General features: G+C 63.9%; 20 protein-coding genes and 1 tRNA gene. 7 read left to right on the top strand and 14 right to left on the bottom strand.

What is annotated here, in order from left to right:
* Nucleotides 1–39: 39 nt before the first annotated feature.
* The 5 genes from NKH13_RS16625 to NKH13_RS16605 form a co-directional block, all read right to left on the bottom strand.
* Entirely contained in the window at nt 40–2,073 is a 2,034-nt protein-coding gene (locus NKH13_RS16625; RefSeq protein WP_352913082.1) for an aldo/keto reductase, read from the bottom strand.
* A 56-nt stretch (nt 2,074–2,129) separates the two neighbouring features.
* The gene (locus tag NKH13_RS16620) at nt 2,130–3,227 is read right to left on the bottom strand and encodes an ABC transporter ATP-binding protein (RefSeq protein ID WP_352913081.1); all 1,098 of its coding nucleotides are present in this window, start codon (nt 3,225–3,227) and stop codon (nt 2,130–2,132) included.
* Nucleotides 3,228–3,235: 8 nt separating this feature from the next.
* Nucleotides 3,236–4,102, bottom strand: coding sequence for a carbohydrate ABC transporter permease (locus NKH13_RS16615; protein ID WP_352913079.1), 867 nt, complete (start codon nt 4,100–4,102; stop codon nt 3,236–3,238).
* A complete protein-coding gene (locus tag NKH13_RS16610; protein ID WP_352913078.1) occupies nt 4,099–4,959 on the bottom strand; it encodes a carbohydrate ABC transporter permease in 861 nt (286 codons plus the stop codon). The genes NKH13_RS16615 and NKH13_RS16610 overlap by 4 nt, the downstream gene beginning before the upstream one ends.
* 207 nt (nt 4,960–5,166) lie before the next feature.
* A complete protein-coding gene (locus tag NKH13_RS16605; protein WP_023675947.1) occupies nt 5,167–6,438 on the bottom strand; it encodes an extracellular solute-binding protein in 1,272 nt (423 codons plus the stop codon).
* A gap of 106 nt (nt 6,439–6,544) precedes the next feature.
* Between NKH13_RS16605 and NKH13_RS16600 the strand changes: the two genes are divergently transcribed.
* Nucleotides 6,545–7,417: a helix-turn-helix domain-containing protein gene (locus tag NKH13_RS16600; RefSeq protein WP_352913077.1), complete on the top strand. Its 873-nt coding sequence runs from the start codon at nt 6,545–6,547 to the stop codon at nt 7,415–7,417.
* Between the two features lie 9 nt (nt 7,418–7,426).
* Here the strand turns inward: NKH13_RS16600 and NKH13_RS16595 are convergent, their stop codons facing one another.
* From NKH13_RS16595 to NKH13_RS16580, 4 genes are all read right to left on the bottom strand, one after another.
* Complete coding sequence (locus tag NKH13_RS16595; RefSeq protein ID WP_352913184.1) at nt 7,427–7,933, bottom strand: M24 family metallopeptidase; 507 nt, start codon at nt 7,931–7,933, stop codon at nt 7,427–7,429.
* A complete protein-coding gene (locus NKH13_RS16590; RefSeq protein WP_352913076.1) occupies nt 7,846–8,664 on the bottom strand; it encodes an aminopeptidase P family N-terminal domain-containing protein in 819 nt (272 codons plus the stop codon). Before NKH13_RS16590 ends, NKH13_RS16595 begins: the two co-directional genes overlap by 88 nt.
* Nucleotides 8,665–8,855: 191 nt before the next feature.
* Complete coding sequence (locus NKH13_RS16585) at nt 8,856–9,194, bottom strand: hypothetical protein (RefSeq protein ID WP_292665306.1); 339 nt, start codon at nt 9,192–9,194, stop codon at nt 8,856–8,858.
* A gap of 384 nt (nt 9,195–9,578) precedes the next feature.
* Nucleotides 9,579–9,653, bottom strand: a tRNA-Gly gene (locus NKH13_RS16580).
* A gap of 232 nt (nt 9,654–9,885) precedes the next feature.
* Here NKH13_RS16580 and NKH13_RS16575 point away from each other — a divergent pair.
* The 4 genes from NKH13_RS16575 (at nt 9,886) to NKH13_RS16560 (ending at nt 12,618) form a co-directional block, all read left to right on the top strand.
* Nucleotides 9,886–10,383, top strand: coding sequence for a prolyl-tRNA synthetase associated domain-containing protein (locus NKH13_RS16575; RefSeq protein ID WP_352913075.1), 498 nt, complete (start codon nt 9,886–9,888; stop codon nt 10,381–10,383).
* Between the two features lie 85 nt (nt 10,384–10,468).
* On the top strand, nt 10,469–11,461 hold the full coding sequence (gene trxA / locus NKH13_RS16570; RefSeq protein WP_352913073.1) for a thioredoxin: 993 nt from the start codon (nt 10,469–10,471) through the stop codon (nt 11,459–11,461).
* Between the two features lie 163 nt (nt 11,462–11,624).
* Nucleotides 11,625–12,296: an LON peptidase substrate-binding domain-containing protein gene (locus tag NKH13_RS16565; RefSeq protein WP_352913071.1), complete on the top strand. Its 672-nt coding sequence runs from the start codon at nt 11,625–11,627 to the stop codon at nt 12,294–12,296.
* 82 nt (nt 12,297–12,378) lie between these two features.
* On the top strand, nt 12,379–12,618 hold the full coding sequence (locus NKH13_RS16560; protein WP_292665009.1) for a Trm112 family protein: 240 nt from the start codon (nt 12,379–12,381) through the stop codon (nt 12,616–12,618).
* A gap of 89 nt (nt 12,619–12,707) precedes the next feature.
* Here the strand turns inward: NKH13_RS16560 and NKH13_RS16555 are convergent, their stop codons facing one another.
* The 3 genes from NKH13_RS16555 to NKH13_RS16545 are packed head-to-tail and all read right to left on the bottom strand — an operon-like array spanning nt 12,708 to nt 18,506.
* The gene (locus NKH13_RS16555; protein ID WP_352913070.1) at nt 12,708–16,016 is read right to left on the bottom strand and encodes an error-prone DNA polymerase; all 3,309 of its coding nucleotides are present in this window, start codon (nt 16,014–16,016) and stop codon (nt 12,708–12,710) included.
* Nucleotides 16,013–17,491: a DUF6504 family protein gene (locus tag NKH13_RS16550; RefSeq protein ID WP_352913068.1), complete on the bottom strand. Its 1,479-nt coding sequence runs from the start codon at nt 17,489–17,491 to the stop codon at nt 16,013–16,015. Before NKH13_RS16550 ends, NKH13_RS16555 begins: the two co-directional genes overlap by 4 nt.
* A complete protein-coding gene (locus tag NKH13_RS16545; protein WP_352913067.1) occupies nt 17,433–18,506 on the bottom strand; it encodes an ImuA family protein in 1,074 nt (357 codons plus the stop codon). The genes NKH13_RS16550 and NKH13_RS16545 overlap by 59 nt, the downstream gene beginning before the upstream one ends.
* A gap of 184 nt (nt 18,507–18,690) precedes the next feature.
* Between NKH13_RS16545 and NKH13_RS16540 the strand changes: the two genes are divergently transcribed.
* The gene (locus tag NKH13_RS16540; protein ID WP_023721935.1) at nt 18,691–19,113 is read left to right on the top strand and encodes a metallopeptidase family protein; all 423 of its coding nucleotides are present in this window, start codon (nt 18,691–18,693) and stop codon (nt 19,111–19,113) included.
* Nucleotides 19,114–19,376: 263 nt separating this feature from the next.
* On the opposite strand, the gene NKH13_RS16535 is transcribed toward NKH13_RS16540, so the two are convergent.
* Complete coding sequence (locus tag NKH13_RS16535) at nt 19,377–19,583, bottom strand: DUF1737 domain-containing protein (RefSeq protein WP_352913065.1); 207 nt, start codon at nt 19,581–19,583, stop codon at nt 19,377–19,379.
* Nucleotides 19,584–19,610: 27 nt separating this feature from the next.
* Entirely contained in the window at nt 19,611–20,492 is an 882-nt protein-coding gene (locus NKH13_RS16530; RefSeq protein WP_352913063.1) for an HpcH/HpaI aldolase/citrate lyase family protein, read from the bottom strand.
* Between the two features lie 278 nt (nt 20,493–20,770).
* On the opposite strand from NKH13_RS16530, the gene NKH13_RS16525 reads away from it, so the two are divergent.
* The gene (locus NKH13_RS16525; protein ID WP_352913061.1) at nt 20,771–22,315 is read left to right on the top strand and encodes a DUF4153 domain-containing protein; all 1,545 of its coding nucleotides are present in this window, start codon (nt 20,771–20,773) and stop codon (nt 22,313–22,315) included.

Here is a 22,315-nt window from a genome sequence, read left to right as displayed (position 1 = left end):
AGCTAAGGGCGCAGCGTAAGGAAGCGACTGCCGCTGCTGTCAGGCCCGCGCGCGGGCCTGATCCGAACCGCTATCCAGCCATGCAAGATCGTCCGGCGAAAGTGAGATGTCGAGCGCCTGGAGGCTGTCTTCCAATTCGTCGAGGGAGCGCGGCCCGATCAGCGGGACGGACGGGAAGGGCTGCGCCAGGACGTAGGCGAGCGCGACGTGGATCGGGCTTTTGCCCAGCCGCTTGGCGAGCTCGATGGCACGGTCGCGACGGCCGAAATTCTTGTCCGAGTACCAGACCCGGACCAACTCCTCGTTGTCGCGCCGGTCGCGGCCGGCGCGGTCGGTGAAGAAGCCGCGGCCCTGGCTCGACCAGGCGAAGTTCGGCATCTGCCGGGCGGTGAGCCAGGCCTTCCACGCGTCGCTGGAGGAGGTGACGCAGCCTGCCCAGATCGGCTCCAGCATCTCGGCCAATGAGAAATTGTTGGAAAGCGCGCCGGGCTTCTGCTTGCCGGTGCGCTCGGCATAGGCAATCGCCTCGTCCATGCGTTCCATCGTCCAGTTCGAGCCGCCGAACGGACCGCGAATGCGGCCGGCCTTGACCTCGCGGTCCATCGCATCGACGAATTCGTCGACCGGCACATCCGGATTGTCGCGATGCATGAAATAGACGTCGATATGGTCTGTTTGCAGCCGCTCGAGCGACTGGGTGAGCTGCTTGCCGATGACGTCGGGATAGCAGAGCGGCGAGTGCGCACCCTTGCCGATGACCACCGATTGCTCGCGCACGCCGCGGTTCTTCAGCCACTGGCCGAGCAGCGTCTCGGTATAGCCGGAACCGTAGACGAAGGCGGTGTCGAACAGATTGCCGCCGGCCTCGAAATAGGCGTCGAGCAGGATGGCGCCCGACGAAAAGGTGCGAAAATCCTCGAAGCCGAGCGCCAGGCACGAGGCGGGCCGCGGCAGGCCCGGAATGCTGCGCTTGGAAATGGCGGTCCCGCCGGAGCGCATCTTCCGTCCGGAGATCGTGTTGACGCGCTTTGCCGGTTTCTCGATGTCGTATTCGAGCCCGATTGCGGCTCGCCATTTGTCGAGCACGCGCAGATTGCCGAGACTGTCGGCCCAGCCCATGCCGGGCCACGCGAACTCCTGCTTCCCGCCGAGAATGGCCTCGCCGGCGGCGTCGACCTCGAACGCGTAAAGCCAGCCGTCCTCCTTGACCTCGACCACCTCGGTATCACCCGGACGGATGATGCGAATTTCGCCGGTGCCGCCTTGGTGGCCGCCGGCATACCAGAAATCCGCCACCTCGATACGGCCTTTGCTGCCAAGAATGCGCAACACATTGTCTTGAGCGAGGGAGATGCTGCAGGACACTTCCGCGACGATGCCGCCCGGAAAATGCAACAGCGCCGACGCCCATTCGTCGACGCCGGATTGGCCGAGATGCGCAGTGCCCACCAGTTTGTCCGGCTCGGCGAAGGGCTTTCCGGCCTCGGCGCCGGCAATCAGCCGCGCCATCGAGACGGGATAGCCGCCGACATCGAGAATGCCGCCGCCGGCGAGATCCTTGGCGTAAAGCCGGTGCTCCGGCATGAAGCCCGGCATGGCGAAGCCGAAGCTGGATTTGATCATCTTGATGTCGCCGATCGCGCCGGCCCTGATCAGCTCGACCAGCTTGGCCGTCTGCGGATGCAGCCGGTACATGAAGGCTTCGCCGAGAAAGGTGCCGGCCTTGCGCGCGGCATGGATCATGGCGTCGGCCTCGAAGGCGGTCAGGCCAAGCGGCTTTTCGCAAAGCACATGCTTTCCGGCCTCGGCCGCCTTGATCGCCCATTCGGCATGACTTGGATGCGGCGTCGAAATATAGATCGCGTCGACATCCGGGTCGCCAAGCAAAGCCTCGTAGCCGTCGAGAATGCGGGCGCCGGGGAAAGCCTCGGTGAGCCCGGCCTTGCCCGGATTGCGCGCCCCTAAGGCGACCAATGTGCCGGTGCGCGAATGGGCGACGCCGCCGGCAAAAGCCTTGGCGATGTTGCCGGGCCCGAGAATGCCCCAGCGAACTTTTTCTGGTTTGGAAGTCATGTCAAATCTCCGTGGGGTGGCCGCGAGCAATCGCGATCGGACAAAAGAAAGATGGGTTAGCGAATGCGTGCGCCAGTGGCGTCGAAGAGAAGCGAGCGGTCGGCCTTGATCGACACCACCAGGTCGTCGCCATTCGCGCGATGCCGCGAGGCCTCGCGCTCGATGATCAGTTCCTCGCGCCCGCCCCCGGTCCCGGAATTGGCATAGACATAGCTCACCGATCCCAAGTGCTCGGCGACGTCGGCCTTGAGGGTAAGGTCGCAATCGCCCTGGCCGGCGTCGAAGAAATGCTCCGGCCGCACGCCGAGCACGACATCGCCGCCTATCGCAGGCAAGGCATCCGAAAGCGGCTTGCGCAGTCGCGCGCCGCGATGGTTGACCAGTTCGACGACCGCAGCGCCGTTTTCGGCGCCAACCATTTTCGCCGCCAGAAAGTTCATCTTCGGCGAGCCGACGAAGCCGGCAACGAAGCGGTTGGCCGGGTCGTCGTAGAGATCGAGCGGCGCGCCGATCTGCTCGATATTGCCGGCGTTGAGCACGACGATCCTGTCGGCCAGCGTCATCGCCTCGGTCTGGTCGTGCGTCACATAGACCATGGTAACGCCAAGCTCCTTGTGAAGGCGCGATATCTCGACGCGCATCTGCACCCGGAGCTCGGCATCGAGATTGCTGAGCGGTTCGTCGAACAGGAACACTTGCGGCTCGCGCACGATGGCGCGGCCGATGGCGACGCGCTGGCGCTGGCCGCCCGACAATTGCCGCGGCCGCCGCTTCATCAGCTCGGCAATGCGCAGGATCTCGGAAGCCCGCTTCACCCGCCGCTCGGTATCTGCCTTGGGGTTGCCGGTCATTCTCAGGCCGAAGCTTAGATTCTGCTCGACCGTCATATGCGGATAGAGCGCGTAGGACTGGAACACCATGGCGATGCCGCGATCGGCCGCCTCGACGTCGTTCACCACCTTGCCGCCAATGGCGATCTCGCCGTCGCTGATGTCCTCGAGCCCGGCGATCATCCGGAGCAGCGTGGACTTGCCGCAGCCGGAAGGGCCGACGAAGACGACGAATTCGCCGTCGTCGATGTCGATGTTGGCGCCGTGGACGATCTCGAAGACGCCGAAGCGCTTGATGACGTTTTTGAGTGTGACTGCCGCCATGCTGATCCTTACTTGATGGCGCCGGCGGCGATGCCGGCGACGAAATGGCGCTGCAGAAGCACGAACACGACGAGCATTGGCGCCGTCAGCATCACCGCGCCCGCCATGATGCCGCCCCAGGACACCTTGGTGAGACCGATCAGTGTGCCGAGCGCCACCGGCGCGGTCATTGCGCCCGGCTTGGAATTGATCAGCAGCGGCCAGAGATAGTTGTTCCAGGAGGCGAGGAACAGGATGATGGCGAGCGCTGCCAGCATCGGCCGTGCCAGAGGCAGGGCGACGAACAGGAATATCCGCCATTCCTTGACGCCCTCGACCTTGGCGGCGTCGAACAGCTCGTGCGGCATCATCGAAAAACTCTGCCGCATGAACAGCACGCCCAGCGAGTTGAACAGCGGCGGTACGATCAGCGCCACCCAGGTGTTGGCGAGCTTGAAGTCGCGCGCCACCATGATGAATTGCGGGATCAGCACGACCGCATAGGGCAGCGTGATGGTGCCGAATATGATGGCGACGACCATGCCCTTGCCGAAGAAGTTGTAACGCGCCAGCGCCCAGCCGGCCATCGAGGTCAGCATCACCGACAGGAAGGTATAGGTCACCGCCACCGAGACGGAGATGCCGATGGCGCCGATGAAATTGGTGCCGCGCTGCAGATTGCTGACATTGTCGAGGAAATTGCCATGCGGCAAAAGCTCGATGTCGGGGCTGAAGATGCCGTTGTCGGGCATCGTCGAAAAAACCACCATCATCCACAGCGGAAACAGCCAGACTAGCGCCAGCGGCGTCAGGAAGAGATGCAGCGCGATGCTGCGGCCCAATCTGGCCTGGGAACGGCTGACCCGGGAATGGCCAATTGGGGAGCGCGAGGTCATTTCGGTTCCCTCGTCAGCCATATCTGCACCAGCGAAATGGCAATCGCCAGCCCGGCCATGGTGTAGGCGATGGCCGAAGCGTAGCCGAAATTGAGCGACCGGAAGCCCTGGCGGTAAAGCAGCAGCCCGAGCGTTTCGGTGCCGCCGCCCGGCCCGCCGCGCTCGGTGATCAGGAAGGGCTCGGTGAACAGCTGCATGGTGCCGATGATCGACAGCACGGCGCAGAACACGATGATCGGCTTGAGCAGCGGCAGCGTGATGTAGAAGAACTGTTTGACCTTGCTGACCCGGTCCAGGGTCGCCGCCTCGTAGACATCCTCGGGAATCGACTGCAGGCCGGCGAGCAGGATGATGGCGTTGTAGCCGGCCCAGCGCCACGTCACCGCCATCATGATCACCGCCATCGCCGGGGTGACGTTGGTAAACCAGTCGACACTGGGCAGGCCGATGCTGTTCAGCAATTTGTTGATGATGCCGTAGTCGAGATTGAACATCAGCCGGAAAACCGCCGAATAGGCGACCTCGCCGACCACGACCGGCGCGAAGAAGGCAAAGCGGAACAGGCCACGGGCCTTGAGCAGCGGCGAATTCAAAAGCACCGCCATCACAATCGCCAGCGAAATCATCACCGGCACCTGGATGACAAGGATCAGCAATGTGTTCTTCAAGGCATTGAAGAAGGCCGGATCGCCGATCAGCCGGCCCCAGTTGAAGGTCGGCGCGAAACGCCATGGCACGGTGCGCGTCGCCTGGAACGAGATCAGGAAGGAATCGATGATCGGCCACAGCCAGAAGATCGAAAAGATCAGCAGATAAGGCGCGAGAAAGCGATACGCCGTGGCGTTCGGGTAGCGCATCGTTTTCCTCCTTTCTGCTTTTCAAGTCTCTTGCCTTCTCCCCTTGTGGGAGAAGGTGGATCGGCGCGTAGCGCCGAGACGGTTGAGGGGTGATGGCCGGAGTGCCGCCGGCGCCAAGCTGGAGCGCCCCTCATCAGTCGCCTTCGGCGACACCTTCTCCCACAAGGGGAGAAGGGGAGCCGTGCGCTCGGAGCCGCCTCGTTCAGATCACGACTTGACCGGCAGGCCGGTCGCCGCGGCGATCTGGCTTGCGGCATCGTCGAGCGCTGCCTTGGCGTCGGGATAGCCGCCGGCCAGATATTTGGTCTGCACCGCGCGGATGATGATTTCGGCGTCGCTCTGGAACGGCGTGCCGCGGCTGGGTACGACCTTGGGCAAGGTGCCGAGGATGTCCTTCCACACCGCTTGGCCACCCCAATAGGGCAGGCCTTCGGAGACATAAGGGTCGTTGAGCGCCGAAATCAGCGATGGCACCAGGCCGAAGCCTTTCAGCATGGTGATCTGGCCCTCATTCGTCGCAAGCGTGTATTTCAGATAGGCGTAGGCGGCTTCCTTGTTCTTCGACACCGAGGTGATGGCGAGCGAGGAGCCGCCGAGATTGGCGGCGCGCGGACCGTCGGCGGTCAGGCTCGGCATCAAATAGACGCCCCATTTGCCTGCCCCATCGGGCGATTCGGTGCGCACGGTGCCTTCATACCAGCCGCCATACATCTGCGTGGCGACCTTGCCGGCGGTGTTGTTGGTGATCTTGGTGCTCCAGTCGGCCGAGGAAATGATGCCGGCGTCCTTCATCTCCTTGATCTTGGTCATGGCATCGACGCATTTGGGCTGGTTGACGGTGATCGATTGACCATCGGCCGAGAAATAGGCGCAGCCCTGCTCGTTGGAGATCATGCGGAAGAATTCGGAATCGCCGTTGAAATCGGCGTTGGTCATCGTGACGCCGGGATTGGCGGCCTGGATCTTCTTGGCGGCGGCGATGAAATCGTCCCAGGTCTTGATCGAGGACGGGTCGACGCCGGCCTTCTCGTAGAAATCACGGCGGTAGAACATCGCCACCGGGCCCGAATCCCACGGCATCGCATAGGCCTTGTCGTCAACCTCGAGCTCGGTGCGCTTGAAGTCGGGGAATTTTGCCTGGTCTTCCGCGGTGTAGCCGAGCGTGTGCAGGTCGACGAAGCAATCCGGGAACTGGCTCCAGTAGTTTTCCGCTTCCCCGTTCTCGATCGTAACGATGTCAGGCAGCCCCTCGCCGCCGGCGGCACAGCCGGCGATCGATTTGTCGTAAGTCGGCTGGTTGCCGAGGTCCTCGACCGTGACCTTGATGTCGGGATACTGCTTGTTGAAGCCCGCTATGGTGGCCTTCAGCGACGAAGCCGCGATATTCCAGCTCCAGATCGTGATTTCACCGGACTGCGCAAAGGCCGGGCTGGAGCCCAAGGCAAGCGCGAGCGCGGCGCAGGTCAATTTTATGCGCATTGAAATCCTCCCATTTCAGTTGCTCTCTGTTTGCGAGCGTGGCTAGACTAGGCCTCGGGAACGCCTTGTCCGCGACAAAGGGAATAAGAAATGAGCGGAAAGTAAGATGCCGGAAAGGCCGTTTTACCAGCCCGGCGCCAGCAGCGTGGAGGGCCTGCCGCTGCTGCTGCAGATGTTCCACACCCAGCCCCTGGTGATGCTCAAGCCGCATTGGCATGCCCAGGTCGAGGTGAATTTCATCGTGCGCGGCGCCGTGCATTACCGCATGGATGGACACGGGCTTTCGCTCTCTGCCGGCGACATGTGCCTGTTCTGGGGCGGCCTGCCGCACCAGATGGACGAAGCCTCCGACGATGCCATCTATGCCGGCGCGCATCTGCCGCTGGTGCATTTCTTCCGGCTGCATTTGCCCGTCGATGTCCGCAACAGGCTGATGACGGGGGCGACGCTGGTGACCGACGCCACCGACCGGTCGGACGACCACAATTTCGAACGCTGGAACCGCTATGCCCGCTCCGGCGACCCGGTCAAGGCCGAGCATGCCGTCAACGAGCTTTTGCTGCGGCTGGAGCGGGTGCGCTTCGAGCCTTACCGGCTCGTGCCCGAAACCCTGGTCGAACAGGAGATAGGCAGTCCCTTCGATCAGCAATCGTTGCGCAATGTCGGGCGCATGTGCGACTTCATCGCCGAGAATTTCCTCTACGAGATCGATTGCGTCGATATCGCCGCGGCGGCCGATATCCATCCCAAATACGCCATGAGCATCTTCAAGAAATCGACCGGCATGACGCTCAACGAATATGTGAATTTGCTGCGCCTCAGCTACGCGCAGGCGCTGCTGATGCATCAGGATGCCAATGTGCTGCGCGTCGCCATGGAATCGGGCTTCGGTTCGCTCAGCGCCTTCAACAAGTCGTTCCGCAAGCTTGCCGGCATGTCGCCGTCGGATTTCCGCAGGGGCGTGGCGGGCGCCAGGTGACGGCTGGATTCAGCCGAAAGTAGCCAGGCTTCTCGGCAGGCGGTTCATTGGCAGCGGCCCGTTGGCGGTGATCAGGAACTGGTCCTCGAGATTGAAGCTGGCGAGACCGTCGATGTAGAGCGGGATCTCGAATGCCAGCACCATGCCGGCTTCGATCACGACATCGCTGTCGGCCGAAATGAACGGCCATTGCTCGGAAAACACGGAATGGCCGACGCTGTGGCCGAAATGGCCGCGGCGATAGGAATGCAGGCCCTGGCGCGCCAGGCTTTCGCTGGCGGCGTGATGCACGCCGGCGAACGGCTTTCCGGGCATAAGCGCGGCAAGCCCGTCGGCGAAGGCGCGTTCGGCTATCGCATGCAATTCGGCCTGTTCGGGCGACGGTGGCCCGAAGGTGAAATTCCGCGACATGTCCGAGGCATAGCCGTTCACGCTGCACACCATGTCGGCTTGAGCGGATCGCCGGCGGCGGCGACCGCATCGGCCCTTTTGGGGCGAGCGCCCAGCGTGACGTATTCCGCCGTCGAGATTTGCTGCGATGACCCGGCGGCTGCATCGGCGACGCCTTGCCGGTAGAGCGCGATCAGCTCCGACTGACGCATGCCGGTCGCCGCATGCTGCTGCAGCCGCGACAGGCCGGCTTCCGACAGGACGATGCCTTGCTGCAGGAGGTCGATCTCGCTCTGCGATTTGACTGCCCGCAGCCTGTCGAGGATCTGCGAGCCGTTGACCAGGGCAGTCCCCGTCAACATCGCCTGCATTGCGGACAAATCGCTGGCCGGGACAAAATCCAGCTCGATGCCGAGCGTTGCACGCTCCAGCCCGAATTCGGCAAGCATCCTCTTCAGCTCGCGGACGGAGCGGGCAAGCTCGAAGGTCGCCGGGCGGGAAAAACCGGGCGCGCGGCCAACCAGGCCGGCCTCGATGCGCTGCGCAACGGGCCGGTCGGCCGTCGCCGGCTCAAACGACGCCGATTCGATCCAGATCGGATGCGTGCGCACCACGGCGCCGGCCATCGCCGCCCGGAGCTGGGCAGCCTGGAAATCCGCCACCACGATGCCGATCGGCAGGTCGTTTCGCTTGGGGATGACCACGAAACCGGCGCCGGCGCGGCGGAACAGGCCGGCCGGGCCGATCCAGGCGCCGGTGGCGTACTGGAACGCCTCGGGCTCGCAAAGCACCAGCGCCTCGATGCCGGCGCGCTGCATCAGGTCTGTTGCGCGCTCGCGGTCGACAAAGCCGGTCATGGGTTCCCTCCAGTGCGATCGAATTCGATGCCGACGCGGCGGCATTTGGCCTTAGCGTAGCTTCAGTGCCGCGGTGGAGCAGCTTTTTTCTGGAAGCGCTGTTCACCTTGAGAGTTCGACGCCAGGACGGGAAACGAAAAAGCCGCGGCGAACCGCGGCTTTTCAACGCGACAATTGTCGGCTTCGAAAGCTTATTCGGTTTCGTCGGAAGTGTCGTCGGCAGTGTCTGCCGCGTCTTTCGCGGCCTTCCTATCCAGCGCTGCCTGCAAGGCCAGCGTAGCCCGCGGTGAGGCCGGTGTCGTTGCAACGACCGCCATTGCATGAGCAACTCCGGTCGTCGACTTGTCCTTGGCTGCGGCGGAGGTGGCGGCTCCGTGTCCCTGCGAGCCGGCCCCGGCCGAGTTTCCGCCGTTACCGTTGCTGCCGCCATTGCCGTTGCCATTGCCATTGCCGCCGGGAGCAGCGAGGACCGGAGACGCGACAAGGGTGAGAGCGGCTACAGTCGCGAATAGACAGGTGCGCGTTTTCATAGTTCCTCCTTCGAGTCGCCCTCCCGCCAGGATGGGTTCCAGATGAAAAACGTCAGGACTTTCCAAAGTGGAAGCCCGCTATCTAACAAGCTTTGTTCAAACACAGCATTCTGCAAGACGGACCTTGGTCCGGGATCGACGCGCAAAAGTCTGAAATCCCAGGAGCTTACTTCCCGCAAGGAGACGCCTGCTGGTCAAAGGTGGCAAAGCGACAGACTCGCTTCGCCTAAGCAGCCAAAGCTGGCGTACGATCCCACAGGGGCGAGGTGATCGGGCTATGTCGGCCATTTTAGCAGGCTTGAAATCGCCGCGACCTCAACCGCCTGAAACGAAAAAGCCGCGGCGGACCGCGGCTTTTCGATGCTTGATTTCCCTTGAGAGAAATGGAGCGGGTGAAGCGATTCGAACGCTCGACCCCAACCTTGGCAAGGTTGTGCTCTACCCCTGAGCTACACCCGCTCGCGCGGCTTTTGGGCCGCAAGCCGCGCCTATATGGCTGAAGAGCGCGGCGATTGCAACAGGGAATTCGCAGGCTTTTTGCTTCGCCGGCAATGCGGACAAGCCATGCTTGCGAGACGTCGCAAGGCAATCGCCCCCGCGTTGCGCGACGGGCTTGTCTTGGCCGCATCATTGGCCGTAAACGGCGTTAGCCGAACAAGCCGTTGAAAGCGGGCCATCAGAAGAAAGACCGATGCCGAAGACCAAAGCCGAACTTTTCGCCTTTCTTGCCGGACTCGGGATCGAGGTATCGACGCGGCGGCATCCGCCGCTGTTCACGGTTGCCGATTCGCAGGCGCTGCGCGGCGAGATTGCCGGCGGCCACACCAAGAACCTGTTCCTCAAGGACAAGAAGGACAATTTCTTCCTGGTCAGCGTCGACGAGGAGGCGGTGGTCGATCTCAAGCAGATCCACCATCTGATCGGCGCTGCGGGGCGCGTGTCTTTCGGCCGGCCGGAGATGCTGATGGAGCTTCTCGGCGTCGTCCCGGGCGCGGTCACGGTGTTCGGGCTGATCAACGATACCGAGCGAAGGGTCAAGGTCGTTTTGGACGAGGAGCTGATGGGCCATGCGGTGGTCAATGCCCACCCGCTGACCAACGAAGCGACGACGTCCATCGCTGCCGCGGACCTGGTCAAATTCGTCGAGGCAACCGGACATGATGCTGTTATCTTGAAAGTCTCGGCATGATCGCCACATGGGTGACTGAAACCGGGTTCTAAAGACGGATGTTGCGCCCGTCCCTTGGCCGGCGGCGCGACTGAAAGGCGATGAGATGAGCGATAGCAACCCCTTTGGCGGCCCATTTGGCAGCAATGGCGGCCAGTATGCCACCACCGTGCAATATGGCGGCACCGATGCCGCGCGTGAGAAGGTCGCGCTTGCGGAGGCGCCGGCCGACGTCATCAAGGACACAACGACCGCTGGATTTGCCGCCGACGTGATCCAGGAATCGCGCCGCCAACCGGTGCTGGTCGATTTCTGGGCGCCATGGTGCGGCCCCTGCAAGCAATTGACGCCGCTGCTGGAGAAGGCGGTGAAAGCCGCCGGCGGCAAGGTCAAGCTGGTCAAGATGAATATCGACGACCATCCATCGATCGCAGGCCAGCTTGGCATCCAGTCGATACCGGCGGTCATTGCCTTCAAGGACGGCCAGCCGGTCGACGGCTTCATGGGCGCCATTCCCGAGAGCCAGATCACGCAATTCATCCAGAAGGTTGGCGGCAAGAACGGTGGCGCGCCGCAAGTGGCCGAAGCGCTGGCCGCGGCTGCCGAGGCGCGCGACGCCGGGGATGTGCAGACGGCGGCCGACATTTACGATGCCATCCTGGAACAGGCGCCGGCGACGATCGAGGCGATCGCCGGCTTGGGCGATCTGCTGTTCGAGGCCGGCGATGCCGAAGGTGCCGAGGCGGTGCTGGCGCGGGCGCCGGAAGCGAAGAAGGATGCGCCCCAGCTCGCCGCGCTGCGGGCCAAGATGGCGCTCGCAGCGCAAGCCGCGGCACTCGGCAATCCGGCGGAACTGGAACGGCGACTGGCCGAAAATCCCGGGGATCACCAGGCACGGTTCGAGCTTGCCATGATCCAGAACGCCAAGGGTGATCGCATGGCGGCGGCCGACAATCTGCTGGCGATCATCAAGGCCGACCGCTCGTGGAACGACGACGGCGCCAGAACCCAGTTGCTGCAGCTCTTCGAGGCATGGGGCATGACCGACGAAGCAACGCTGTCGGCACGGCGCAAACTGTCGTCGCTGCTCTTTTCCTGAGCCGGCGCAGACTGTTTTGTCGCGCGGCCTTGCGGTGGGCGGCGGCTGCGCCAGATTAGGTTTTCGGACGGCGTTCGATTTCAGGTTTCCGGTGTTGCGCCTTGTGCCGGCCGGGAGGAGACGGATTTGGTGCGCTTCCTGACAAAGCGATCGGAGGATTGAGGTGCAGGCGGGAAACGCGCATTACCGGCTCGCTGCGGACTTACCGTCGACCATGCCGATCTTTCCGCTTGAGGGCGCATTGCTGCTGCCGGGAGGCCGCATGCCGCTCAACATCTTCGAGCCGCGCTATCTGCAGATGGTCGACGAGGCGATCGCCGGGCCGCGGCTGATCGGCATGATCCAGCCCAGCCTTGACGGTGCGCTGCGTCCCGGCGGCGAGCCGGAGCTCTGCAATGTCGGCTGTGCCGGGCGCATCATTGCGCTGTCCGAGAGCGGCGACGGCCGTTACCTGATTTCGCTGCAGGGCGTGTGCCGGTTCCGCATTGTCCAGGAACTCACGGTCAAGACGCCGTTCCGCCAGTGCCGGTTGGCACCCTTTCTCACCGATCTCGACGACGACCAGGCAGAAGCCGAGATCGATCGGCCGGCGCTGCTCAAAGCTTTTCGCGCCTATCTGCAGGCCAACGATCTGGAGGCCGACTGGGAAAGCGTCAGCCGCGCCGAAAACGCCATGCTGGTCAACGCGCTGTCGATGATGGCGCCTTACGGGCCGGCCGAGAAACAGGCGCTGCTCGAAGCGGCCGATCTGAAGACACGCGCCGAAACGCTGATCGCCATCACAGAAATGGCGCTGGCGCGCGACAATGAGGATTTCGGTTCGAGTTTGCAGTAGGTTGGCCCTCCTTCTCCCACAAGGGGAGAAGGACGTCCGCGCTCGAAACCTTAACCGATTGCCTTGTGGAAGGATGGATCGAATGGCGGATGGACGTGACGGGAACAGGACTGTCGATCCCAAGCTGCTGGAACTGCTGGCCTGCCCGCTGACCAAGGGGCCGCTTGCCTGGGATCCGGAGCGCGGCGAGCTTATCTCGCGGGTGGCAAAGCTTGCCTATCCGGTGCGGGACGGCATTCCGATCATGCTGCCCTCGGAGGCGCGTGTCATCGCCATAGATGATGCCATGCCACCGCCGCCGCGCCTGGGTGGCTCGGGATAAGGCCGGTCTATAGCGATCTTTCGCACCCCCCTCTGTCCCGCCGGCATCAAAGTTCAGCACCGCAGCAGCGCTCCGACGAAGGATGAGGCCTATTGAAAATTGCGCCCCTTGGGCATGACCTTCTCTGCCTTTCCCAATAGTTCCGTTTGCGCGATGCTGCCCGGCCGAACCTCGTCTGCACTGCTCGAAGGCTCATCCGCAGGTCTTGCCTCTTCCAGCAGCACCGACAGCCACGGCGTCAGATCCTCGACCTTCTCGGCGACGATATGGATGACGTCCGATTCCGATTGCAGCTTGCCGGTGACGCGGATGAGACGCGCGCCCATGACGATGGGGCGGAAGCGGTCGAAGGTCCTTTCCCAGAAAATGATGTTGGCGACCGCATTCTCGTCTTCCAGCGTCAGGAAAATCGCCTTGCCATTGCCCGGCCGCTGCCGCACCAGCACGAGGCCGGCGACCGAAACGCGCCGGCCGTCCCGCACCTGGCCGAGGCGCGCATTGGGCGTGACGCCGGACCGATCCAGCCTTTCACGCAGGAAGGCGACCGGGTGCGCCTTCAGCGACAGGCCGAGCGAGCGGTAATCGTGGACGACGTGCTCGCCGAGCGGCATTGTCGGGAGCCTGGTTTCGGGCTCCAGATCGCGCAAGCGGATCGCCGGCTGGTCGAACAGCGGCAGCTTTTCGGCGGCACTCTTGCCGTCGAGCGCGCGGACCGCCCATAGAGCGTCGCGACGGTTCAACCCAAGCGAGCGGAAAGCATCGGCCTGTGCCAGTTTCTCGATCTCGTCGACGTTGAGGCCCGAGCGCAGCCAGACGTCGCGCACGGATGCATAGCCGGCGCCTCGCCTCGACACAAACGCTTCCATGCGCTCCTTCGACAGGCCCTTGACCTGGCGAAAGCCAAGCAGGACGGCATGGCTGGTCCGGATGACGCCGCGCATCTGGGCATGGCGGTCAAGGATACGATCCGGATCGAAAGGCGATTTCTCCAAGGCGCAATCCCAGCCGGAAAAATTGACGTCGACCTCGCGGATCTCGACGCCGTGGTCACGCGCGTCGCGGACAAGCTGGGCAGGCTGGTAAAAACCCATCGGCTGGGAATTCAGGATCGCGGCGCAGAACACGTCGGGATAGAAGGTCTTGAACCAGCAGGAGGCATAGACCAGCAGGGCGAAGGAGGCGGCGTGGCTTTCGGGAAAGCCGTATTCGCCAAAACCCTCGATCTGCTTGAAGCAGCGCTCGGCGAAGTCTCTTTCGTAACCCTTGGCGACCATGCCGTCGACCATTCTCTTGCGATAATTGCCGATCGTACCGGTGCGCTTGAATGTCGCCATGGCGCGGCGCAGTTCATCGGCCTCGCCCGGCCTGAAGCCGCCGGCGACGATGGCGATCTTCATCGCCTGCTCCTGGAACAGCGGCACGCCCAGCGTCCTGCCGAGTATTTTTTCCAGTTCCGGCTTGGGATATTCGGGTTTTTCCTTGCCTTGCCGGCGGCGCAGATAGGGGTGGACCATGTCGCCCTGGATCGGGCCGGGCCGCACGATCGCCACCTCGATGACGAGGTCGTAAAAGCTTTTCGGCCGCAGCCGCGGCAGCATCGACATCTGCGCGCGGGATTCGATCTGGAAGACGCCGATCGTGTCGGCGCGGCAGATCATGTCGTAGACATGTTTGTCCTCGGCCGGGAGGGTGGCCAGCACATAAGGCCGGCCGTACTCGTCCCGCGCGTTCGGATAGTGATCCTGAAGCAGGGTGAAGGCGCGCTGCAGGCAGGTCAGCATGCCGAGCGCCAGCACGTCCACTTTAAGGATTTTCACCGCGTCGAGGTCGTCCTTGTCCCACTCGACCATCTTGCGCTCGTCCATCGCCGTCTTGACGATGGGCACGATCTCGTCGAGTCGGTCCCTGGTGATGACGAAACCGCCGACATGTTGCGACAAATGACGGGGAAAGCCCATGATCTCGTTGGCGCATTCGATCACATGCCTTGTCGATGGATCGGTCTGATCGAGGCCGCCGGCCTTTGTCTCCTTTTCGCCGAGCTCTGAGGTCGACCAGCCCCAGATCGAGCTGGACAGCGCGCTCCGGACGTCGTCCGACAGGCCCATCGCCTTGGCCACTTCGCGCATCGCCGAGCGGCTCCGGTAGCTGACGACGGCGGCGGCCAGCGCGGTGCGCTTGGTGCTGTATTTGGAATAGATGTACTGGATGACCTCCTCGCGCTTTTCATGCTCGAAATCGACGTCGATGTCGGGCGGTTCGTTTCTTTCCTCGGAAATGAAGCGCTCGAAAAGCGTGTCGATCTTGTCCGGGCCAACTTCGGTGATGCCGATGCAGAAGCAGACGATCGAGTTGGCGGCGGAGCCGCGCCCCTGGCAGAGAATGTTCTGGCTGCGGGCGAATTTGACGATGTCGTAGACGGTCAGGAAATAGCGCGCGTAGTTCAGGCGCTCGATCAGAGCGAGTTCCTCCTCGATGCGCTGCGTCACAAAAGCGGGCACGCCCGAGGGGTAGCGGATGGCGGCTCCCTCCTTGGCCAGCCTTTCCAGCTCGGCCTGCGGCCCGAGGCCCGATTCCGTCGGCTCATCGGGATAGTTGTATTGCAGGTCACTGAGCGAGAAGGTCAGCTCGCCGGCAAAACGCAGCGTTTCCGCCAGCGCTTGCGGGTGCCTGCGGAAAAGCCGTGCCATCTCCAGCGGCAGCTTTAAGTGACGCTCGGCATTGGCCGCCAGTTCCAGCCCCACCTCGGCGACGGGCACATTGAGGCGGATCGCCGTCAGCACGTCCTGCAGCGGGCGCCGTTCCGCCGTATGGTAGAGCACATCGTTGGTCGCCATCAGCGGGATGCCGGCCAGTTCGGCCATCGCCGCCGCCTGCTCGATCCGGAAGCGGTCGTTGCCGCGGTAATCCGGCGAAACAGCCAGCCGCAGCCTTTCGCCGAAGCGATCCCTGAGCCGGCTAAGCAAAGCGAGGCTATCGTTCGCGTCCGCCGACAGATCCGGCAGGATGGCCAGCGACAGGCGATCGCCCCATTCGAGAAGGTCGTTCTGTTTGAGAAGCGTTGCCCCTTTTTCGTTTTCGTCACGCAGATTGGCCTGCGTCAGCATGCGGCAGAGATGACCCCAGCCCTTGCGGTCCCGCGGGTAGGCGAGGATGTCCGGCGTGCCGTCGCAAAACACCAGGCGGCAGCCGGGATGATAGGAAACACCTTCCACTTTGGCCTGCTGCCAGGCGCGCACAACGCCCGCCACCGTGTTGCGGTCGGCGAGCCCGATCGCCGAAAATCCCATGAATTTTGCCGCGACCACCAGCTCCTCCGGTTTCGAGGCGCCGCGCAGGAACGAGAAGTTCGACTGGATGCCGAATTCGGCATAGGGGATGGCCGTCAGCGCATTCATGCGAAGACCCCATGCATGAACCAGCGCGGCGAAGGCTGCGAGGCGCCGTAGAGGCCCTGGCGATAGAGCCAGTAACGGCGGCCATCGGCATCCTCGATGCGGAAATAATCCCGGGTCGGCTCATCTTCTCGTCCCGCCGCCCCTCGCCACCATTCCGGCGCGATGCGCTCCGGCCCTTCGGCGCGCGCGACCCGATAGAGCGCGCGCCGCCAGCGGAAGTTCAAAGGCGGGCCTTCCGGCATTTCGGTGGCCGGCACCTCGATCGGCTCGGGCGAACGGAAAAGCCGGATCGGCCGTTCCGGCTGGAAGACGGTCGTGGGAGCGTCCTTCGCCTTGTCGGGCTGCTTCGGCGGCGAGCTTCTCTGCGGCGCCTCCGTGAAGGGAAGGGTGGCGACGGCGCGCTCCGGCAAATGGCTCTCGACGGCGACCGGCTTCAAGACCGCGCCTTCGCCGAGCCGGGCGCGAATGCGGTCGGCAAAAAGCGCGATATCGGCACCGTCGTCGCTCGTCTCGCCGGCAAGGTCTGCCTGCTGCATGTCGAAGGCGGCGGCGGTCAGCACCGAAAGGCGCACGAGGTCGAAGCCATAGCCGGCGTCGATATCCTGTTCGAGCGCGGCAAGCCTTTCGTGGAACAATTTCTGGATCAGCCGCGGCTCGCGCAGAGGCCGCGAGGTGCCGACGGCGATGCGGCTGACGCCGCCATCGACGCGGAAAAGCAGCAGCGCCAGCCGCCTCGCGCCCTCGCCGCGACGCTCGAGGTCGCTCTTCAAGGTGGTTGCCAGCATGCCTGTCAGCCGCTCGATGTCCTCGGTCAGCATGATCGGCTCGGCAAGGTGACGCTCGACCGAAAGCGGTGCCACCGGCAGGCGCGGCGACACGGCCTCCTCGAGGCGGCCAAGCGCCTGGTCGAGGCGCAAGAGCAGCGATGCGCCGAAGCGGCGGGCCAGCGGCGCGCGCGGTGCCGCCATGACGGCGCCCGCCGTGCGCAGGCCGACGCTTTCGAGGCTGGCGCGGACCTCCGGGCCGATGCGCAGCGCCGCCAACGGCAAGGGCGCGAGAAGCGCTTCCTCCTCACCATCGGGAACGATGCGGTCGCCGGCAAACCGCGCCGCCGCCCAGGCAGCACCAGGCGTGGCGGCAAGCCCGGCGCGGACATCGAAGCCCTGATGGAAAAAACGCGACAGGATATCGTCCAGCATCGAGCGTTCGCCGCCGAAAAGATGGGTGCAGCCGGTGACGTCGAGATAGAGGCCGTCGGTCCCGTCGAGCGCCACCAGCGGGGTATAGCGGTCGCACCAGTCGGCGAGGCCTTCGAGAAGGCGCCGGTCGGCCTCCGGATCGGCCTCCACGATGTCGATCGAGGGATGCATGGCGCGCGCATCGGCTATGCCCATGCCGCGCTTCAGATTAAGTGTCTCAGCCCGTTCGTCGAGGGCGGCGATGCGCTGGGTGTTCCCTTGGCGATGGCTGATCACCAGCGGCAGGTGATCCGACGGCCGGGAACGCCAGGACCGCCCCAGACGCTGCCGCAGGATCCTCTCGGCGGCGAGATGCGGAAACCACAGGGATAGGATTCTTTGGCCGTTCTGGGGCCCATTCCTGAGACCTTCCTTGCTCGCCCCGTCTTTCTTCGAATATGCGTTCATCGGGGTTCCACTCCAGTGTGAATTTTCCGGGCAAGGCCGTGCGGCTCTTGCCGATGGCGACGGTGAAGGCGGGCCGGCCGATCGAGCCGGCGAGCGGCCCGGCAAGCGTCTTACGCGTTGCCGCCGGTGCCGCCGACAGGATGAGGCGGACGGGCGCTGCCGTCGGCTCGGGCTCGCCGGCCTGGCGCAGCAGGAACAGCGGCCGGCCGGCACTCTGCGCCCGGGCGTGCAGCCGCCGCGTCGCGGTGAGGTCAAGCCGCTGCGGGCTGCCGCGGATTTCGAGGATGACGGCGGCCAGCGCCGTCATCCTGGCAGCCTCCTCGGCGACCCACAGCGCATCGAGCAGCCTTGGCGCCTCGGAAAACAGCAATTGCTCCGGCTCGATGCCGAAGAAGGCATGAAGCCCCCTGGCATAGGGAAAGCCGGCCTCGCGGAAAACCTCGGATGTGCCGATCCACAGCACCGGCAGTCGCGGCCCCTGGCTGAGGATCAGGCTGACGAGCGACAAGACAAAACCGGCGACGGCCCCGGCATCGCGGGTCGCGGCGCCATGAAACTCGCTCAGCGCCGCTTTCGGCAGGCCGCCGCTCAGCGCAGCATCGAGGCGCTCGGCGCCGGTGCGCAAAAACGCATCGGGCGGCGCCACGGCAAGACCGCGCCGGACAATCGTCAGATTCCGAGCGGGTGTCGGATGCCGAGAGGGTGTCAGACTCTGACGAGGGACATCCGCGTCAAACGACGAACCGGCCGGCGCCTCCAGGCGCTCGGGCAAGGTCCCTTCGATTTTCGCGATCTGGCGGCGCAGGGCAAAAACAGTCTCCCGCGCCACGGCGCTTGTCGCCATGACGGTCAGCTTCCACTCACAATTGTTCCTGTTATGTTCCCTATAGATTCCAGAGGCCGCCCGAAGAGTCAAGCGGAGTCATGGGGAATTTATTCCTGTAGTGGGGGCATGACACGGGCACTCCAGCCCGGCCATTTGCCGAGTCCGGCCCGAAAGCCTATATGCCGGGATCAAAGGACAAAGCATGGCTCGCATCTACCAAACACGCATCTGGCACGACCAGCTTTCGCCAACGATGGAGGAAATCGAGCTCCTGGCGCTGGAGGCCTATGCCCATCTGCCGGAGGAGTTTCGCAAGCTGACCGGCGAGATCGTCATTCAGATCGCCGAATTCCCGACCGACGAGATCATGGACGACCTTTCTCTGGAAACGCCCTTCGACCTGCTCGGCCTGTTCGAGGGGCGCGGCATCGCCGAGCGCTGGAATCCGCAGACCGGCGAAGGCCCGAACCGCATCACGCTCTACCGCCGCGCCATCCTCGACTACTGGGCCGAGAACGAGGAAACGCTGGGCGACATCGTCACCCACGTGCTGATCCACGAGATCGGCCACCATTTCGGCCTGTCGGACGACGATATGGAGAAGATCGAAGAGGCAGCGGAGTAGGATGTGCTGATATTCAGGTGATGCCGGCCTGCGAACGGCGGCTTCCTGCGCTTACCTACAGCGCCGCGCGCCCTATTGGGCGCGCAAAGGACGCTGTAGAACTTTGATTTTGCGCATGACCTTTCCGAAATCGATCTCGATTTCGGAATCATGCGCGGGCTCACGTACCCAAAAGTACGCTCCGCTCCGGTTCTCGGAAACCACCCAGTCTGGTCGCTTCGCGCCCGTCTTCGACTCCGGCGCGGCCTGACCTGAATCTAAGTCTACCAGTCGCTGAGCTTGGTGTCGGGGCCGTATTCCTGGCCCTCGACGTCCTTCACCACCGCCTGGCCGCAGCGCATGGTCTTGGCCTCCTTGTCATAGGCATAGGTCGGCGAACCGAACAGATGCCAGCCCGTGTTGAGCGCCGCCGTCACCTTGTGGCAGAAGCTGGCGTCGTCCGGGCCGGACAAAAAGCGGTAGAGTTTCATTTTCAATCCTGTCGTCAGTTACGATAATCATGCGCGAACAGCGGCGGCCTTCGCCAGCAGTTTTTCGGCCTGCGCCAGATGCAGCCGCTCGACCATCTTGCCGTTCAGCGCAACTACCGCCTTGCCGGTATTTTCGGCGAGCGCGAAGGCTTCCTTGACTGTGCGCGCCTCGGCCAATGCTTCAGGCGTCGGCGCAAAGGCGCGGTTCGCGGCTTCGATCTGCGCCGGATGGATCAGCGACTTGCCGTCAAAACCCATCGCGGCCGCTTCCGTGCACTGGCGCGCAAAGCCGTCCATATCGCGAAAATCATTGAAGACGCCATCGAGCAGGTCGAGGCCGCCGGCACGCGCCGCGAGCACCATTTGCATCAGCCACGGCACAAGATAGCGCCGGTCGGGCGTGGCGAGAATGCCCGTGTCCTTGACCAGGTCGTTCGTTCCGGCAACGAAACAAACCAGTCGAGAGGCCGGGTCGCGGCCGAGCTCGGCGATCGGCCCGATGTTGAGCAGCGCCTTGGGCGTCTCGATCATCGCCCACAGCTTGACTTCGTCGGGGATAAAATTGTCGTCGAGCACGTCGCCTGCCTCGAGAATGTCGCGCGGCGTGTCGACCTTGGGCAGCAGGATGGCGCCGGGCGTGCATCTTGCCGCGGCCAGCAGATCGTCGGCGCCCCATTCGCTCGACAGCGCGTTGATGCGCACGACCATCTCGCAGCGCCGGTCGGAACGGCCGGCGAAAATCCCCGCCAGCTTTTCGCGCGCGGAAGGCTTGTCGGCCGGGGCGACGGCGTCCTCAAGATCGATGACGACGGCATCGCAGGCCAGCGACGGGATTTTGGCCAGTGCCTTGTCGTTCGAAGCCGGGACGTAAAGCACCGAGCGGCGCGGGCGGGAGGGTTCGGCAGTCATCTCCGATCTATGCCGCCTGCAACCGGCCGAGGCAAGCCGTGCATAAAAACTGCACGCAATTTCGGAAAATCTCCTCGTCTCCGCCCCGCTTGCCACCCGACAGAATGCGACAGGGGCGGCATGCAAGAGCAAACGAACTCCCGTTGGTCCCTGCCGTACCGGCTTCGCCGCGAAAGCTGGTGGCTCGTCGATCCGCCCCAGACTTCGGCAAACCTCCTCCCTTTCGTCCGCAAATCCCTGCCCACCGGCCGCATCAAAGCCGCCGAGAAAGCCCGATCATGACAGTATTCCTCTCGGCGGCGCCGAGCTATTGCAGCCGCTTCGGCGTTGCCGTCCTGCTCGTCGCGTTGGCTGATTTCTTCTTCTATGGCCAACCGGCCGGCATCACACTTTTCCTGTTCGGCGTTGCGATTGCCGCGGCGAGCATGGCTCTCCATCCTCTCGGCATCTTCAACGATGGCAGGTTCTGGTTCAAGCCGGTTGCGCTGATTATGGCGCTGCTGCCGCTTGTGGAAAATGTCAGCGCACTGTCCGTCTCGATCGCGCTGGCGGCGGCGGCCATCTTCGCGCTTTCACTGGCCGGACGGTTGCGGTCCGGCCTTGCCCGCATTGCCGGCCAACTTTCGCTGTTCCTGCTAGCAACGCCATTTCGGCTGGTCCTGGATTTCTTCCGCTGCCGCAAGGCGGCGCGGCGGCTTGGCCGGCGGCGCGTGCGCCTTGCGGCGATCGCCGTCTGGGTCATGCCGCTGAGCCTCGGCGCGGTGTTCCTCGCCTTGTTCGGCGCCGCCAATCCGGTCATCGAATATTGGTTCTCGCTGATCGACCTGATGGCACTGCTCGACCTCATCCAGCTGCCACGTCTCGCCTTCTGGCTGTTCGTGCTTGCCGGCGTCTGGGCCCTTCTGCGGCCGCGCCTGCCGCGCTTTCTCCGCCGCCGCAGCGTGTCCCCAGCAAGCGCACCGGCGACGCCGGCCACCAGGACCACCATCGAGGACATCATCTTCGGCAAGGCCGCTATTCTCCGCGCGCTTGTCGTCTTCAACATCCTGTTCGCGGTGCAGAGCGCACTCGACGCCACCTATCTGTGGGGCGGTATCGCGCTTCCCGACGGGCTGACCTATGCCGCCTACGCGCATCGCGGCGCCTATCCGCTGATCGTCACGGCGCTATTGGCGGCCGGCTTCGTGCTGGCGGCGCTGAGGCCGGGAAGTGCGACCTCCGGCGATCCGCTCATCCGCCGGCTGGTTTATGTCTGGGTGGCGCAGAACGTGGTCCTGGTCATCTCGTCGATCCTGCGGCTCGATCTCTATGTCGGCATCTATGCGCTGACCTATTGGCGTGTCGCCGCCTTCGTCTGGATGGGGCTGGTGGCGGCGGGCCTTGTCCTGATCATAGCCCGCATTGCGCGCGAAAAGTCCAACGAATGGCTGCTTTCCGCCAATCTTCTGACGCTATCGGCGACGCTTTATGCCTGCTCGTTCATCAACTTTGCCGCGCTGATCGCCAACTACAATGTCGAGCATTCCCTCGAAATGACCGGCCAAGGCACCCAGCTCGACGTCTGGTACCTGCGCTCGCTCGGGCCCGGCGCCTTGCCGGCGCTCGATCGCTTCGTCCAGCACCAGAGCAGGACGGTTTCCGCGGAGGATGCCTCCACCCGCGAACTCGCCGGCTGGTACGCGCAGGACGAAGCACGCTTCCGCGCCGGCCAGGAAAACTGGCGCGGCTGGAGCTTTCGTGACTGGCGGCTCAACCGCGCCCTCGACAGGCGTGGCCCGTTCGTGGTTCCTCCGATGTCCGAACCCTTCATGCCGGGCCGCTGA

The organism is Mesorhizobium sp. M1348 (assembly GCF_040317925.1).
Taxonomy (GTDB): domain Bacteria; phylum Pseudomonadota; class Alphaproteobacteria; order Rhizobiales; family Rhizobiaceae; genus Mesorhizobium.
The sequence above is the reverse complement of the archived record's forward strand: the minus strand, read 5'-3'. Positions and strand labels throughout refer to the sequence as shown.

Bases quoted from the DNA above. Each gene is read 5' to 3' on its own strand.
- NKH13_RS16615 (WP_352913079.1), bottom strand. From the start codon at position 4,102: ATGACCTCGCGCTCCCCAATTGGCCATTCCCGGGTCAGCCGTTCCCAG.
- NKH13_RS16590 (WP_352913076.1), bottom strand. From the start codon at position 8,664: ATGACCGGCTTTGTCGACCGCGAGCGCGCAACAGACCTGATGCAGCGC.
- NKH13_RS16585 (WP_292665306.1), bottom strand. From the start codon at position 9,194: ATGAAAACGCGCACCTGTCTATTCGCGACTGTAGCCGCTCTCACCCTT.
- NKH13_RS16540 (WP_023721935.1), top strand. From the start codon at position 18,691: ATGGCTCGCATCTACCAAACACGCATCTGGCACGACCAGCTTTCGCCA.
- NKH13_RS16600 (WP_352913077.1), top strand. From the start codon at position 6,545: ATGCCGGAAAGGCCGTTTTACCAGCCCGGCGCCAGCAGCGTGGAGGGC.
- NKH13_RS16545 (WP_352913067.1), bottom strand. From the start codon at position 18,506: ATGGCGACAAGCGCCGTGGCGCGGGAGACTGTTTTTGCCCTGCGCCGC.
- NKH13_RS16575 (WP_352913075.1), top strand. From the start codon at position 9,886: ATGCCGAAGACCAAAGCCGAACTTTTCGCCTTTCTTGCCGGACTCGGG.
- NKH13_RS16560 (WP_292665009.1), top strand. From the start codon at position 12,379: ATGGCGGATGGACGTGACGGGAACAGGACTGTCGATCCCAAGCTGCTG.
- NKH13_RS16620 (WP_352913081.1), bottom strand. From the start codon at position 3,227: ATGGCGGCAGTCACACTCAAAAACGTCATCAAGCGCTTCGGCGTCTTC.
- NKH13_RS16610 (WP_352913078.1), bottom strand. From the start codon at position 4,959: ATGCGCTACCCGAACGCCACGGCGTATCGCTTTCTCGCGCCTTATCTG.
- NKH13_RS16525 (WP_352913061.1), top strand. From the start codon at position 20,771: ATGACAGTATTCCTCTCGGCGGCGCCGAGCTATTGCAGCCGCTTCGGC.
- NKH13_RS16530 (WP_352913063.1), bottom strand. From the start codon at position 20,492: ATGACTGCCGAACCCTCCCGCCCGCGCCGCTCGGTGCTTTACGTCCCG.
- NKH13_RS16625 (WP_352913082.1), bottom strand. From the start codon at position 2,073: ATGACTTCCAAACCAGAAAAAGTTCGCTGGGGCATTCTCGGGCCCGGC.
- NKH13_RS16535 (WP_352913065.1), bottom strand. From the start codon at position 19,583: ATGAAACTCTACCGCTTTTTGTCCGGCCCGGACGACGCCAGCTTCTGC.
- NKH13_RS16605 (WP_023675947.1), bottom strand. From the start codon at position 6,438: ATGCGCATAAAATTGACCTGCGCCGCGCTCGCGCTTGCCTTGGGCTCC.
- NKH13_RS16555 (WP_352913070.1), bottom strand. From the start codon at position 16,016: ATGAATGCGCTGACGGCCATCCCCTATGCCGAATTCGGCATCCAGTCG.
- trxA (WP_352913073.1), top strand. From the start codon at position 10,469: ATGAGCGATAGCAACCCCTTTGGCGGCCCATTTGGCAGCAATGGCGGC.